Raw genomic sequence first — 15,063 nt, forward strand, 5'->3', positions numbered from 1 at the left:
CAAATTTCTATTTTTAATACATTGTTGTTTGAGATGTTGTTAGAAGAAAATAAAGGCCATAAGTCATGATGAAAAAAATACGGAAATTAATTATCTCCTTTATTCAAATAGCTGCTGTGTTAATGGTAAATGCGGCAATGGCAGCAAACAGCGAAAAAAACCATTATGAAGCCGCACTTCAAGCTTATAACCAAGGAAAGATTGAAACAGCTTATATTCATTTAAAAAATGCTTTGCAGCAAAGTGAACGTAATTTACCGGCCAAATTATTACTCGCTAAGGTTTTAATAGATAAAAATTCTTACCCTGCTGCTGAGCAAGAACTCAATGATCTACTTGCTCAAGGTGTTGATAATAATTTGATTGTTTTTCCACTTGGTGAGAGCATTTTAAATCAAGGTAAGTTTGATCAAGCTTTAACATTTGCCAGTAAGATGACGCTAAAAAAAGAAGGAGAGTTAGCGTATAACCAAATAAAAGCACGAGCTTATATTAGCTTAGATGACCTAGAAAACGCCAAAATAACCTACCAAAGTATCCTTACTCTGTATGCCAATAATATTGACGCATTATTAGGGTTAGCAACAGTTTATATTTATCAAAAAAATAATATCAAAGCTAAGGTACTGCTTACTAAAGCGAACAAAATTGCGCCTAATAACGAAATACTCTGGCAATTAAAAGGTCATCTTGCTCGTAGTGATGGTCAATTTAATGATGCTATTAACTACCTAACTAAAGCGAATGAACTGAATCCGAAGAATATTGAAACGTTGCGAATTTTAATCGGCTGTTATGTCGATATTCAAAACTTTAACATGGCTAATCAGGTTGCAGATAAAGTACTTGAGACCGCAGAAAATGACCCTCAAACAACATTTATGAAAGCTCTCATTTTAAAAGAGCTTAACCAAGTAGAATTATCAAAAAAAGTGCTTGTTGAACTCAGTAATCAATTATCTAAGCTTGATGAGTCATATCTCCTTTCTCAGCCGCAATTATTATTGCTTGATGCCATGAGCAGTTATGCTCAAGAAAATTGGATACAAGCTGAAAGTAAATTCAAAAGATATCTAAGTCAAAGCTCTACTCAAACTGAAATGAGTGAGATTATGCTGCTTGCTGATGTTTACCAGCAACAGCAAGAACCAAAACATGCCTTATTATTACTCGAAAAGAATGAGAAAGATCTGATCTTCAATAAACAGTACGCCTTGATATTAGCTGGTTTATATCTTAAATTTGACCAAAATTATAAAGCTGATTTTGTTTTATCAAAACTGCGCGTTGATTACCCTACAGATGAAGCGGTGTTGATTCTCTCAGCCAATGTACTAGAAGGCTCTGGCCGTATTGAGCAAGCGCTTGCTTTATTAGAAGATGCAAATATCAAAGGGGGTGAAAGTTATCAATACGCGTTGTCACTGTTGTCATTAAGGGTAGGAGCTTTCCAAAAAAGCTTAAATTATATAACACCATTAATCGATACTTATCCAGAGAATGTCAGCTATCATTTGATAACTGCACAAATATTGATTGAATTACAACAATTTAGCCAAGCCCAAAAAATTATAGAAAGATTGTATTTAAAGCAGCCACAAAATAGTGAAATCAGTACCAGTTATGCATTATTACAACTTAATCTTGGCAAACTAGACTTAGCAAGAAAGATATTGAGCGATGTGCTAAATAAAAATAAAAATAATAATCAAAGTGCATTATTACTTGCCAAAGTTGAATATCGTCTTGGTAATAAAGAGGCGGCTATTGTTGGGCTTGAGCAGCAAGCTAAAATACCATCAGTACAGACAGTTGCACTGACTGAGTTAACGAATATTTATATTGCTGAACAACAATGGCAAGATGCACTGTTAGTTATTGACCAAATGTTGCGGGATAACAGACTAAACATTCAGGCTTTATTTAAAAAAGCTGAAGTATTATTATCATTAGATCAACCGAAAAAGTCTCAACGTAAATTAGATATATTGGCGGGATTGGTTGATGAAAATGTGCCACTATTAATGAAACTAAGTCGACTACAGCTAAAAGTAGAAGACTTTGCTGGCGCAGAGTATAGCCGGGAAAAAGCCTTTAAATTTGCGCCTAATTCATTACCCATTGTTATTGAACTTATTAAGATTAAAATTCAATTAAATAAAATTAACGAAGCCATTGAGTTACTTGCACAAACTCAACAAAGAATACCTAAAGACAATGTCGAGCTTACTATTTTACAAGGCGATATTTATAATGCTGGCAATAATAAGCCTCAAGCTTTTAATTCATACTTAAAGGCGGTTAGTCAAGATCATACTAATTTAACGGCTTTAAGTAAGTTATATCAAATCAGTAAAACAGCCTCTTTGTCAGAAAAATTTATTGCCGAATTAAATAACCTTATCACTGAATATCCTCAATTGTTATTGCATCGTCATTTGTTGGCGGATCATTTGCTAGAAAATAAACACTTTGAAAAAGCAAAAAAACAATATCAAATACTGCTTAAAAATAATATACCACCAACAAAAAGAGCGTTAGCACTGAATAATTTAGCGACTATTTATATTAGAGATAAGAACTTTACTATGGCAATAGAAACCGCTAAACAAGCTTTGAACCTTGACCCTAGAATGCCTTCCATTATAGATACTATTGGCTGGGCATTGGTTTTATCTGAAGAGTTAGATTTGGGTCTATCTTACTTAAGACAGGCATTCAGCTTATCTTCCACTAGCCCAGATATTCAATACCATATTGCTTATGCCCTAGCAAAGTTGCAACGTATCCATGAGGCAAAAAAAGTATTAATTAAATTAATAGCTTTACCTGATGATTTTGAAGAACATCAATTGGCTCAACAATTATTTGATAAATTAGAAAAAAAATAAACAAAATTTACAGCAACTTAACAACTAAAGGTAATTATATTTACAATTAAACGTGCGTTTATTGTACAAATGCCCTGCTCCCACCTATTATATATTGTGTAAAGTATACAACTTATGGATTAAGTTTTTTCGTCTGAAATTTTAAGATATATGACATGGAGTCTATTATGCAGCGCCTTACTCACCTCTTTTTTATCTTAATGATAATCTTAGTTTCTAGTGCAAACGCAAGTTTTCACCCTCTGCTAGATTCAGATCTCAATGATCTATCAGTCTATGCAAACGGTACAATAACAATGGCTGATGGTGTGATTACTCATGGTAATATGCAGGCCCTCACTACAATAACATTAGCGGCCAATGGCCAAGTTGGTGGGAATATTGAGGCTGGTTCTACAGCAACCCTAAGCGATAATGTTATTGTCGCTGGCTATATAGAAGCGAGCACTACCGCAACGCTAGGTGCCGATGTAAACGTTATGGGTAAGGTTCAAACGGGTACCACAGCAACCTTCGGCGCCAATGTGTATGTTGATGGAAATATTGAAGCAGGAAGCACAGTAACGTTAGAGCAAAATGCAGTGGTTATGGGGAATGTTGTAGCAGGAAGTACAGTGACCATAGCTGCGGGGTCACATATTCATCAAAATGTTGATGCCGGAACTACCGCAACCATTGCTGCTAATGTTATTATTGATGGTGGACCAGCTACCAGCGACTCATCAAAAGCCCCACCTCCTGCTCCTGTCGTTACCAGTAAAGAAAATCAAATTACCACGGTGCAAGCCGAGCTAAAAGCATTGGTAACCGATCAAGAACTAGATTGGGATGATTTTGGCGACAACGATGAGTCACTCGTCGCTGGCGTTTATAATTCTGTTAATTATCTCACTATTGCCGCAGGAAAAACACTGACCTTAGATGGTAATGGTATGGATGGCTCTTGGGTTTTCAATATTGCCAATAATCTAAGCTTTGGCATTGACTCCAAGGTCGTATTGTTAAACGTCACCGATAACAGCAGTATTCTTTGGAATGTACTGGGAGAAAGCACAGCAGGCTTAACATCACTTGGGGCAGGTGCAGAAGTTAGAGGTCATATTCTTTCTAAGGGAGCCATTGATGGCGGGGCTATTTCTTTAGTAACAGGTATAGGTGACAGTTGTGGTGGTGTTTTTTCAGCAACCAGTACCGTCACATTTGCCGCAGATAGTATCATTGGACATCAAGGTTGCGGAGCAGTTGACGTACCTGAGCCTGCCACTATTTGGTTATTAGGTTTAGGTATATTTATGATAGTGAATAGAAAGCACAGATAAATGAGAGTTGTGGTGGTGTTTTTTCAGTAAGCAGTACCGTCGCATTTGCTGCAACAATCAGTATCATTGGACATCAAGGTTGCGGAGCAGTTGACGTACCTGAGCCTGCCACTATTTGGTTATTAGGTTTAGGTTCAGGTTTAAACATAGCTATGATAGTGAATAGAAAGCACAGATAAATGAGAGTTGTGGTGGTGTTTTTTCAGTAAGCAGTACCGTCACATTTGCTGCAACAATCAGTATCATTGGACATCAAGGTTGCGGGGCGGTTGACGTACCTGAGCCTGCCACTATTTGGTTATTAGGTTTAGACATAGCTATGATAGTGAATAGAAAGCACAGATAACCTTTGAATATTTAAAAATAGCCCTTAAGTGGCCTTTATATTTGTGCTAACTATGCATTTTGGCTATGGCTCGTTTTACTACATTATTTAACAAGACAGTTATAATTGTGATCTGCCTGCATCACATCTCGCTAACCTTTTTGTGCATCATGTTAACCTATTGACGTATTATGTTAACTTATGAACATATCACCTGCTTTGTAATAAAAAACAAAAGAACTTAATTACAATAACTTACGATATAAATATTCAAATAACAAACAACACACCGTCTTATCTGCTATTATACAGTTGTACAATTCTTGGAATAAGTTTTTTTGTTCTATAAAAATTAAGTTTTTTTATATGCTGAACGCTCAGCTATATGAAATGGTGTCTAATTTGAAACTTATCAATTCAATCCTCTGTATTGTGGTGTTATTTGCTGTGTCTGACGCACAAGCGAGTTTTCAACCTTTGCTAGGCTCAGAACTAAATAACCAGTCGCTTTATGCCAGTGGTTATATAACCATGGGCGCACGAACAACTATTGGTGGCAATATCCAAAGTGCTACGGCGATAACACTAGCAGCTGATGCAATTGTCGGTGGTAACGTTGAGGCTGGAACCGCAGTAACACTTGGCGCAGCTGCCGGTGTCGATGGCTATATTCAAAGTACAACAACCGTTACCCTAGGCGCTTCTGCTGTTGTCGACGGCTCTATTATTGCAGGTACCACAGCAACTATTGGTGCGAGTGCAAAAGTTGATGGCGAGCTAAGCGCTGGCACAACAGTAACCATAGCGGCAACCGTTGAGGTTGGCGGCGATGTTTTGGCTGGCAGCACAGTAACCGTTGGTGCAGGCTCACTTTTCGGGGGCGATGTTGATGCTGGAACCACCACCACTATTGGTGCAAGTGTTGAAATCGTTGGCGCGCTTACTGCTAATTCTTTGAAAATGGTTGCACTGCCCACCATCGTTGATAGTCAGGAAGTGCTTATTACGTCTGTGCAACAAGATATAAAAGACATGGGTACAGGAACAGAACTTGTATCCACCACTTTTGGCACCAACGACGAAACACTTGAAGCGGGTATTTACAGCACAATAAATTATTTAACCATCGCGATAGGTAAAACCTTAACGCTTGATGGTAAAGGTATCGATGGCTCTTGGATTTTTAATATCGCCAACTATCTGACCTTCTCTGCAAACTCAACAGTGATATTGAAAGATGTTACCGATAACAGCACTATTATCTGGAATGTTCTTGGCGATAAAACCGGCTCAGCAGGTTACACACAACTCGGCGCCGGCGCTGAGGCTAGAGGTTATATTTTTGCTAGAGGTTTTGTTCAAACAGGTGCTGATTCAATGATAGCGGGCATAGGCGATGATTGTGGCGGCGCTTATTCAGCAAGTAATTTTATTGAATTTGGTGCTGATACTGTTATTGGTAAAAAAGATTGTACCAATGGCGAGTCCAGAGCTTCTGCAGATAGCATTGCCGTCACTCAAGTTCCCGAGCCTGCAACACTGTGGTTATTCGCTCTAGCACTTTTCGGTTTGGCAATTAAAGCGCAACGTAAAAAAACGTAAATTCAGTATCACCAATAAAAAAGGCTCCTTTGGGAGCCTTTTTTATTTGGGTCTTTGATTAATTTATGATCTTAACGTTAGTGTAACCAAGGCAATACCGTGATCGGTACTTTCGCCATCTCGTTCAAAGATAGGATTAATTAAATGTCGATCATAGGTGTCGTACGCACTGACCTGATAAAGACTATCGTGATAACTAGCGTCAAAATCACATGATAATAATATATAATCAAGTACTGAGCTGCTCGCACCAAAATAATGTGTCGGAGTGCGCTGTATTTTTTCCTCTTGATGAGTTTCATTTTTCACTGCAACTTGAAATAAATCCCAAGCATCTTGCAAGCAATATTTAGCAAGATAGGCATCACGGTCAATGGCCGAAACAAAGCGTAGGGTGTTAGTCAGTAGATGACTTAGCACACCATCAGTTAAGGTATTATTGAAGTCGCCCATTAATACCATTGGCTGACCGGTAGTCTCACGCCGCGCTATTATTTCAATCATTAATAACGCCGCTTCACTGCCACGTTGTATCGTTGAGCCCCAACCACCTGCCACTTGTGCTTTTAGGCTTTCAATAATGGTTTGCTCTGGCGTGCGACTTATATTTTTATCATCGACTTCAATCATAGAGCGCTTAGATTTAAAGTGCACAACATAACAATCACAGTTACCCATATGAGGCACATCAACTGTTGCCCTTAACACTTTTCGGCTAAAAGAGAATTTATCAGTTAAACCTAATGATAGTGCAAGCTCAGTGTTTGCTTTTACCGCAGCAACTTCAACAATAGGGTAACGAGATGCTATGGCAACAACAGGACGTTTGTAAATAAAATCATCTATCACTTGAGGTTCATCAACCACGGCAAAATAACAATAGCCCTGCTCTGCAACTAATTGCTCTAGAGACTCAGGACTAAAGACTTCTTGGAAGCCAATAATGTCAGGTTGATATTCACGTAAATATTCAGCAATCCAATGTTGCTTTTTACGCCACTGCTCAGCACTATAAATTCGTTCAAATTCATAGAAAGCATTGGGCGGTTCAAGGTAATTAAACAAATTAAAGGTAGCTATTTTAAGCTGTAAATTTGATACAGCTATAGAAGGCAGTATGGGATCTATTTCTTCTGGGGCTTTTTTATCTGGATAGTCGATAATGTTAACTCTAATAAACGTTGAACTGTGAGTATACCTGAGATAAAAAATTAAAAACCAACAAGATAAATTACCATTTAGTTAACAGCTTACTTACGTCACTTTTTGCTGTCTTTGATAACTTCTGTATTAATGCAAAAGGTACAAACTCGTGGTTAATTTTTTCTTCAATATCATCAAGCATCAACAACCACAATTTTGCCGTCATCTCAGCATCAAATAACGCCCGATGAAAAGCCCCATCAGATGGAATATTTTTATAACGAATAAGCGTACCTAATTTATGATTAGGTGCATCTATATTGATTCTGCGAGAGACAAGTAATGAACAAATAAATTGCCCAAAGTATTTTCGATTAATATTATTAAGCTCAGCGTCCAAGAATTTTTGATCAAAGGAAGCATTATGGGCAAGTAAATTATCATCACCCAGAAAATCGGCAAATTCTGCCATCACTTCACCACAAGAGCCGACCTTAGCAAGCATCTGATTAGATATTCCGGTGTATTGCTCAATAAAACCACTGATCCTAAAACCAGGATTCATTAATGATTGAAATTTATCGGTAACCTTACCGTCTACAATTCTAACCGCACCTATCTCTATCGCTCTATCACCTTGATTGGGTGATAGTCCTGTGGTTTCAAAATCAAGTACCACTAACGAATTGGCATTTTCATGCATCTAAGTTAACCCTATAAATTTATGCAGCGCTGATTTTAACGGCTATATTTCAAAATGAAAGTAATCATTACTCGTAAGCAATGTTAAATTATTCTGTTCAATAATCAACTTAGAAACTATACTGTATAAAAACACAGGTGAGATTTAAGTAATGAAAGTTATTCCTATTTACATTGAAGCAGGTATTTCAGGGTTTGAATCACCCGCAGCCGAATATAAAGAACTGGGGTTATCATTAGATAAACTTCTTATTAGGCATCCTAATGCCACATTTATTGGCCAAGCATCTGGTGAGTCCATGCAGGGTGTGGGCATTTTTGATGGTGATTTACTTATCGTTGATCGCTCACTCACCGCCAGAAATGGTGATGTCATCGTGGCAAATTACAATGGCTGCTTTGTCTGTAAGTTGATTGATAAAAAGCAAGCTCGGCTGTTATCAGCGTCTAAAGATTTTGCGCCAGTTAGCATCAAGCCCGAAGACGACTTTCAATTAGAAGGTATTGTTACTCGCTCTATTCGACTCCATCATCAAGCTCCTGAATTAACCGCATGTATGCATTAGTTGATGCAGTATCTTTTTATGCCAGCGCAGAAAAAGTCTTCGACCCGAGCATAAGAAACAAGCCCGTTGTTGTTTTAACGAATAACGACGGCTGCATTTGTGCTGTTTGTCCTATTGCTCGACGGCTGGGTATTCCAAAATTCACCCCCTATTTTCAGATAAAGGACTTACTACATAAGCATGGTGTAGTGGTACGCTCTTCCAACTACGAGCTATATGCTGACTTAAGTGAAAGAATGATGAATGTTATTGCTAGGTATTGTGATGACCAATATATTTACTCAATTGATGAGTCATTTTTACATTTTAAAAAATATAGTGGCGTTATTAAAGATTGGCACCAATACGGCCATGAAATAAGACGTGCTATTTGGAAAGAAACCCGGTTACCGGTGGGAGTTGGCTTTGGCACAACATCAACCTTAGCTAAAGCAGCAAATCATGCAGCTAAAAAACTTGACGGTTACCAGGGTGTTGCCATTATTGATAACGCGCAAAGTGCGAAAGAAATATTAGAAAAAATGGCGGTAAATGAGGTTTGGGGGATTGGTAATAAAATATCTCAGCGACTAAAACAGCAAAATATTAGCACAGCTCATCAATTATCAATGCAGTGCCCTAAAATTATGCGCAAGCAATTTAGTGTTATCACTGAACGTACGGTTAACGAATTAAAGGGGATTAGCTGTTTAAGCTGGGATGATGTAAAAGCACCTAAACGGGAAATATTCTCTACACGTAGTTTTGGTCAACGTATTGTAGATATACATACATTACAAGCAGCCTTAATCACCCATAGTACGATAGTCGCTAAAAAAGTAAGGCGTCAGTCTTCACTTATCAAAAAACTGCTCGTGTTCGCTTCAAGCTCCCCCCATGATGAAAATTATTATAAACAAACAATGGTTTATACTTTTCCTTTAGCAACAGATAATAGTTGTGATATTGCTACAGCGGTCAGCTTAATACTCGCTGAAATATTTATACCCGGTGTGCATTTTTATCGTTGTGGTGTCGGTGCAATCGCCTTGGAAAGCAGACAACATCAACAAGCTGATTTATTTTTATCTGATCATTCAAACCCAATACTAATGAATTGTCTTGATAGTATTAATAGTCGTTACGGTAAGGGGACATTGACCTTGGGCGCAGAGGGAAAATCAGACTCCTGGCAAATGAAACGGCACTTTTTAAGTCCACAGTACACAAGTAACTGGCGAGACATACCCAAAATTAGTTGCTAAACAAATGAAAAAACACTTTTTAAGTCAACAACACAAGAGTAACCACAAGTAACTGGCAAGACATTCCCAAAATTAGCTGCTAGGCAAATGAAAAAACACTTTTAAGCCAACAACACAAAGGTAACCACGAGTAACTGGCAAGACATCCCCAAAATTAGCTGCTAGGCAAATGAAAAACACTTTAAAACCAACAACACAAAGGTAACCACGAGTAACTGGCAAGACATCCCCAAAATTAGTTGCTAGGCAAATGAAAAACACTTTTTAAGCCAACAACACAAAGGTAACCACGAGTAACTGGCAATACATCCCCAAAATTAGCTGCTAGGCAAATGAAAAACACTTTTTAAGCCAACAACACAAAGGTAACCACGAGTAACTGGCAAGACATTCTCAAAATTAGTTGTTAGTGTTATTCGTAAGTTTAGCCACTGTAACCTTGAACTCATAATATTTAAGGATAAAGTTGCTAGTGATATAAAATGTCAAAGGGCTACCACCTTAAAAGATGTTCATCCCCCACTTTAATGCGTCGTAATAACAATTTAACAGTCTAGTTTCAGAAATTTTATTACTGCCAATACAACGAGTAACACGCTTACTCGTTGATACTTCATAATGCTTAGCCAATGTTAATAGTTCTGACAATTCACCTTGTTGCTCAGATAACGCCAGTTTGATATCTGATGAAAAAAGAAAACTCTTTACAATATCTGCCATGGGTAAATTTAATATGGCATCTAAATTACTCAATATTCCGGTTAGAAAAGCTTTTTCATTAAGGTGACTGAATGATTTTTCTTTCGTTATGAGTTCCATCATTTTAGCGCGTACTAAAGACTCGATAAAAAGTTCTGGTGAACTTTCAGATGATAATGCTGACATTGATATAATTGCAACATACGGCTTTATTTTATCTGTTCCCAAATAGGTAATAGCTTGCTTAATAGAGGTAATTTCAATATTGCCACACTCTGCGGCACTGTTTACCAACTTTAATATACCGCTAACTAACGTTACATCACGGCTAATAATTTCAGTCAGTTGGTTGAAGTCTAAGTGTGGTTTGTAAGCTTCTAAAAAAAGTTGAATTAAATTAATTTTTAGAGGAGATATAGACGTGCCGGACTTTATCTCGGGTTTGTGAAAAAAGTAGCCTTGATAATAGTCTATAGCTAGCGCTTTAAATTGTTGGTACTGCTGATTCGTTTCAATGCGTTCAGCAATTATTTTTATACGACTATTAGTTGATAATAGGCGTTTTTTCAGCCCTTCTATTTGAGTGAAAGTAACCTGTTCAATGTCAACTTTAATAATAGAGATATATGGAAAAAACACTTCCCATTTACTTTCGAAATTATAATTATCCAACGCAATGACATAACCCTTTTTATGAAGTTGAGCAACATTGAAAACGAGTTCATCAGAGATGTTAACTGTTTCAATAATTTCAACCACGATATTTTTTGGGTTAAAGAGCAAAGGCGACTTTTGTAATAAGGTAAACTCATCAAAATTAATAAAGGCCAATTTTCCAAGGCAAACATCGGCTAAATCACCCAATATATGGTTTTGAAGTATAACTTTTGAGGTTGCTTTTTCTGGAGAATCCCCATTAAATACATTCTCTAAACGGTCTCTAAAGAGTAATTCATAACCGATAGTTTTAAGATTTATATCTAAAATCGCTTGCCTTGCGATGAAAGTGTTTAATACTATTTCCATTAATCAAACCTATGAGATTTCGTCCTTTAATAGTAGTTGCTTTTCCTAGAAAATCTATGTAAATACTTATAAAACATAATAAAACCTATCAACGTATGGTTAGTTAGGTGTACAGTGACAGCAGACTAAAAAACACGCATTGCAAGATTAAAACGAGTCGATAAACTTTAATCTTGTCAATTCAGTGAACAGGCTGAATTTATTAGTATTCAAATAATAAACAATATTACAGCAGTAGCCGTAAACACCTTATTTATTAGCAATTAACCTCAATTTAAATGATAAAGTTGATATTAATGCAGACAAATCAATGAAGAATATATGTGTGATATAAAATTAACACTTCAAAACGAAGATAAAGATTTATTAATGACCATCACGCCTGTTAAAGGACAGCCAAAAGCTAACTTAAAAAAACTACAAACAACATTCAAATTATCTACATATTCTACTTTTTTACTGATTGACGGGGCGATGGAGTTACTACTAGCAGAAGTGGCTAAAAGTGATGAGAGTGATGAGAGTGATGAATCAAAAGCGACGACAGGTATAAGTTCAATCATAGCAAATGCTGTTGATGCGAATTTAAAGGTCACGTTGGGGCCTGAAAATATGTTAGCTACATTAGAATTTACCGCAGCTTATGGTGGTAAAACCATTGAAAATACTGATGTTATTAATGTATTAAAAGAAAACAATATAACCAAGGGTATCATTAAAGAAAACATCATCAATATTGTAAAAGAGGGGCAGTTACTTCAAGGAGGTAAAAGTATATCTACCGAAATAGCAAAAGGTAAAATGAGCAGAAATGGAAAGGATGGTTACGTAAAATATTTAGTCGATAACCCCGCAGAGCAAATTATGTGTCCTAAGAAGCTCGAAAATGGCAATGTAGATATGCGTGAATTAGGTAATTTAATTCATGTAAAAGCAGGTAAAAAATTAGCTAAGCTAATACCACCAACCGATGGTATTAAAGGCTTTGATGTAACCGGAGCGGCTATAGATGCAGTATCAGGTGAAACATGTTTTTTAGAGGAGTCTGAAGGTTCGTCTTTTTTAGATGAAAACAACAACATTCTTGTTGCTGCTATTGATGGTATGCCCAAGTATTTAGATAATAGTGTCGCTGTGCATAAGTTACTGGAAATTGAAAATATAGATGTTGGCACCGGAAACATTCGTTTTGATGGCTCTATTTATGTGCAAGGCAATGTTTGTGAAGGTATGCAATTATCCGCAACTGAAGACATCGTCATTGGTGGGTTAGTTGAAACCGCTTCAATTTCTGCAGGCGGCAATATATCGATTGCACTGGGCATTATTGGTCGACAAATATCAGACAAAAATAAGTTAAAAAACAGTACAGTGATCAAAGCAGATGGAGATATTAGCGCGCAGTTTGCACAATATGTCGATTTTTTTTGTAAAAAAGATATTAACATTACACAATATATTTCTCATAGCCACATTACAGTTGAAGGTGATTTATGGGTGGGTAATATCGCTAATGACAAAGCGGATGGAAAGTTGTTTGGTAGCCATGTACTCACAGGAGGTTCCGTTCATATAGGCACTCTTGGTTCAGCTTGTGGCGCAATGACCTATTTAAATTTCAATTATTGGCCCAAAACTGTCGAAGAATTAAGAATAAGTGCAGACGAAGCAAACTATAAAATAATTAGGCGCTTACCTAGAATATATAAATTATTACGAAAGGCTAACGACCTAGATAACGAAAATACTAAACAGATAAATCGTATTACCCATGCATTAAAGCAGCACTTATACTTGTTAGGTAAACTCAATAAAGAATGGCTAGAAAAAGCGAATAATATCAATGAGCATTTAGCGATTTTTGAGCTAACAGCTTATCAGTCAATACTTTCGGGTGTAAATATTGAAGTCGCCAATAAAAACTATGCTTTTAAGCGTGACCATGAAGCCACACAGATAAAGTGGCTTGAAAATAAAATCAGTATAGAGCCAATAGTTAATTAATTGAAATAACTTAAATGAATTAACCTTCGAACACCATACTGATTCACTAGAGAAACCTTAGATTTTTAAATATTTATCCATGTATAATCCTAGAACATTAATGACTCAGCAATAAATCACCGGGTTCACCACAGACATTGCTCAAATTAATGAACAGCACAGCCATCACTTTATAAGTTCTGCATGCGCTTTTTTAATCTCTCTAAATCAATCGCGTTTGAGCGTACTGTAAGTTTAATGTGACTATACTCATAGTCTTCCTTGGTAACACTCATGCTCGATCGAATTTCACCTATGATACCTTTAGCGGTATAAGGAATAATAATCTCATCTTCAATCATATCGTCCTGCGCTGCGTTAACAATATATTTATGCAGCTTAGTGATATCAAGAGGATTTCGAGTAGAGGTGATCATAGCATCAGGAAACTCTTCCATCAGTGCTTGTTGTTGCTCAATACTAAGTTGATCAGATTTGTTGAGTACCAGTAATTTCTTACTGTCTTCAACACCGACTTCTGCCAGTACTTCGTGCACAACATCGAGTTGTGAACGAAAGGAAGCATCCGAAGCATCAACCACATATAAGAGTAACGAAGCATCATGAGCTTCGGCTAAGGTTGAATGGAATGAGGCAACCAAATCGTGCGGCAACTTTTTAATAAATCCAACCGTGTCTGACACTAATATCCGTGGTTGTGTGGCTGGGTATAGTGCACGAACTGTGGTATCAAGTGTTGCAAAAAGTTTGTTTTCGCCAACAACATCACTACCGGTAATCGCTCGCATCATTGATGATTTACCCGCATTGGTATATCCCACCAATGCCACACAAAAAAGCTCAGAACGTTGAGTACGTCGGCCTTTCATTTCATGTTGAACACTGACCAATTCGCGTTTAAGGTCGGCTAATTGGTCGCGTACTGCTCGGCGGTTAAGTTCAAGCGTTGTTTCACCTGCACCTTTACCCATCTGACGTTCTTTATCACCACATGATGTTTCACGAAGTCGTGGTGCTACATAATTAAGACGAGCAATTTCAACTTGTAGTTTTGCTGTTTTAGTACGCGCATGACGACTAAATATTTCAATAATAATACCGGTGCGATCAAACACCTCTACGCCTAACTGATTTTCGACGTTACGCAGTTGAGATGGACTTAAGTCACAATCGAAGACCACGACATCTGCACAACCAAAAGGCAGGTTTTCTGATGGGATATCTGAAGGCACAGCAGAAATGTCAGTTTCATCGAGTAAATCATCAGCGTCATCTAAGCCTTCAACGACACCCTGGTTACCCGTAAGGTGAGCTATTTCAGCTAATTTCCCCAAGCCCAGTACATTAACTTTCTTAGTCGAACTCTGCTTTTGAGATTGAGTGCCAACCACTTTGAAGCCAAGTGTTGTCACTAAGCGCGCAAGCTCTGCAAGTGATTCTGTTGCTTCATCACCTTTAAAGTGCGGTGTGCAAATAGAAATAAGTAAAGCGTTAGTAAGTGATGCTTTTGCTGTTAGTTGCATAATTATTTATGTTAGTGCA

12 protein-coding genes are annotated in these 15,063 nt (G+C 37.3%); 8 read left to right on the forward strand and 4 right to left on the reverse strand.

What is annotated here, in order from left to right; all coding sequences use genetic code 11:
- Positions 1–65: 65 nt before the first annotated feature.
- From prsT to H4J69_RS12530, 5 genes are all read left to right on the forward strand, one after another.
- Positions 66–2,891, forward strand: a complete 2,826-nt coding sequence (gene prsT, locus H4J69_RS12510) for an XrtA/PEP-CTERM system TPR-repeat protein PrsT (RefSeq protein ID WP_182244501.1) — start codon at positions 66–68, stop codon at positions 2,889–2,891.
- A gap of 167 nt (positions 2,892–3,058) precedes the next feature.
- Entirely contained in the window at positions 3,059–4,210 is a 1,152-nt protein-coding gene (locus H4J69_RS12515) for an ice-binding family protein (protein WP_182244500.1), read from the forward strand.
- Between the two features lie 65 nt (positions 4,211–4,275).
- Positions 4,276–4,389 carry a PEP-CTERM sorting domain-containing protein gene (locus H4J69_RS20490; RefSeq protein ID WP_404842498.1) on the forward strand — a complete coding sequence of 38 codons (114 nt, stop codon included), beginning with the start codon at positions 4,276–4,278 and terminating at the stop codon, positions 4,387–4,389.
- A 65-nt stretch (positions 4,390–4,454) separates the two neighbouring features.
- Positions 4,455–4,556 carry a PEP-CTERM sorting domain-containing protein gene (locus H4J69_RS20495; RefSeq protein ID WP_404842822.1) on the forward strand — a complete coding sequence of 34 codons (102 nt, stop codon included), beginning with the start codon at positions 4,455–4,457 and terminating at the stop codon, positions 4,554–4,556.
- 381 nt (positions 4,557–4,937) lie between these two features.
- Complete coding sequence (locus H4J69_RS12530) at positions 4,938–6,137, forward strand: ice-binding family protein (protein ID WP_259367748.1); 1,200 nt, start codon at positions 4,938–4,940, stop codon at positions 6,135–6,137.
- 63 nt (positions 6,138–6,200) lie between these two features.
- Here H4J69_RS12530 and H4J69_RS12535 read toward each other — a convergent pair whose 3' ends face one another.
- Together H4J69_RS12535 and H4J69_RS12540 are read right to left on the reverse strand one after the other, a co-directional pair.
- Positions 6,201–7,202: an endonuclease/exonuclease/phosphatase family protein gene (locus H4J69_RS12535; protein ID WP_259367749.1), complete on the reverse strand. Its 1,002-nt coding sequence runs from the start codon at positions 7,200–7,202 to the stop codon at positions 6,201–6,203.
- 166 nt (positions 7,203–7,368) lie between these two features.
- Positions 7,369–7,983, reverse strand: coding sequence for a PolC-type DNA polymerase III (locus H4J69_RS12540; protein ID WP_182230818.1), 615 nt, complete (start codon positions 7,981–7,983; stop codon positions 7,369–7,371).
- 151 nt (positions 7,984–8,134) lie between these two features.
- On the opposite strand from H4J69_RS12540, the gene H4J69_RS12545 reads away from it, so the two are divergent.
- Both H4J69_RS12545 and H4J69_RS12550 read left to right on the forward strand, forming a co-directional pair.
- Positions 8,135–8,548 (forward strand): LexA family transcriptional regulator, encoded by a 414-nt coding sequence (locus tag H4J69_RS12545; protein ID WP_146801079.1) that lies wholly within the window; start codon positions 8,135–8,137, stop codon positions 8,546–8,548.
- On the forward strand, positions 8,536–9,792 hold the full coding sequence (locus H4J69_RS12550) for a Y-family DNA polymerase (RefSeq protein ID WP_182230817.1): 1,257 nt from the start codon (positions 8,536–8,538) through the stop codon (positions 9,790–9,792). Before H4J69_RS12545 ends, H4J69_RS12550 begins: the two co-directional genes overlap by 13 nt.
- A 501-nt stretch (positions 9,793–10,293) precedes the next feature.
- Here the strand turns inward: H4J69_RS12550 and H4J69_RS12555 are convergent.
- Positions 10,294–11,517 (reverse strand): EAL and HDOD domain-containing protein, encoded by a 1,224-nt coding sequence (locus tag H4J69_RS12555; RefSeq protein ID WP_182244499.1) that lies wholly within the window; start codon positions 11,515–11,517, stop codon positions 10,294–10,296.
- A 321-nt stretch (positions 11,518–11,838) separates the two neighbouring features.
- On the opposite strand from H4J69_RS12555, the gene H4J69_RS12560 reads away from it, so the two are divergent.
- Positions 11,839–13,521, forward strand: coding sequence for a DUF342 domain-containing protein (locus tag H4J69_RS12560; RefSeq protein ID WP_182230815.1), 1,683 nt, complete (start codon positions 11,839–11,841; stop codon positions 13,519–13,521).
- A 170-nt stretch (positions 13,522–13,691) separates the two neighbouring features.
- Here the strand turns inward: H4J69_RS12560 and hflX are convergent, their stop codons facing one another.
- Entirely contained in the window at positions 13,692–15,044 is a 1,353-nt protein-coding gene (gene hflX / locus H4J69_RS12565; protein WP_070374388.1) for a GTPase HflX, read from the reverse strand.
- Between the last annotated feature and the right edge of the window lie 19 nt (positions 15,045–15,063).

Origin of the sequence: Colwellia sp. BRX10-9 (genome assembly GCF_014077405.1) — a bacterium.
Lineage (GTDB): Bacteria > Pseudomonadota > Gammaproteobacteria > Enterobacterales > Alteromonadaceae > Colwellia_A.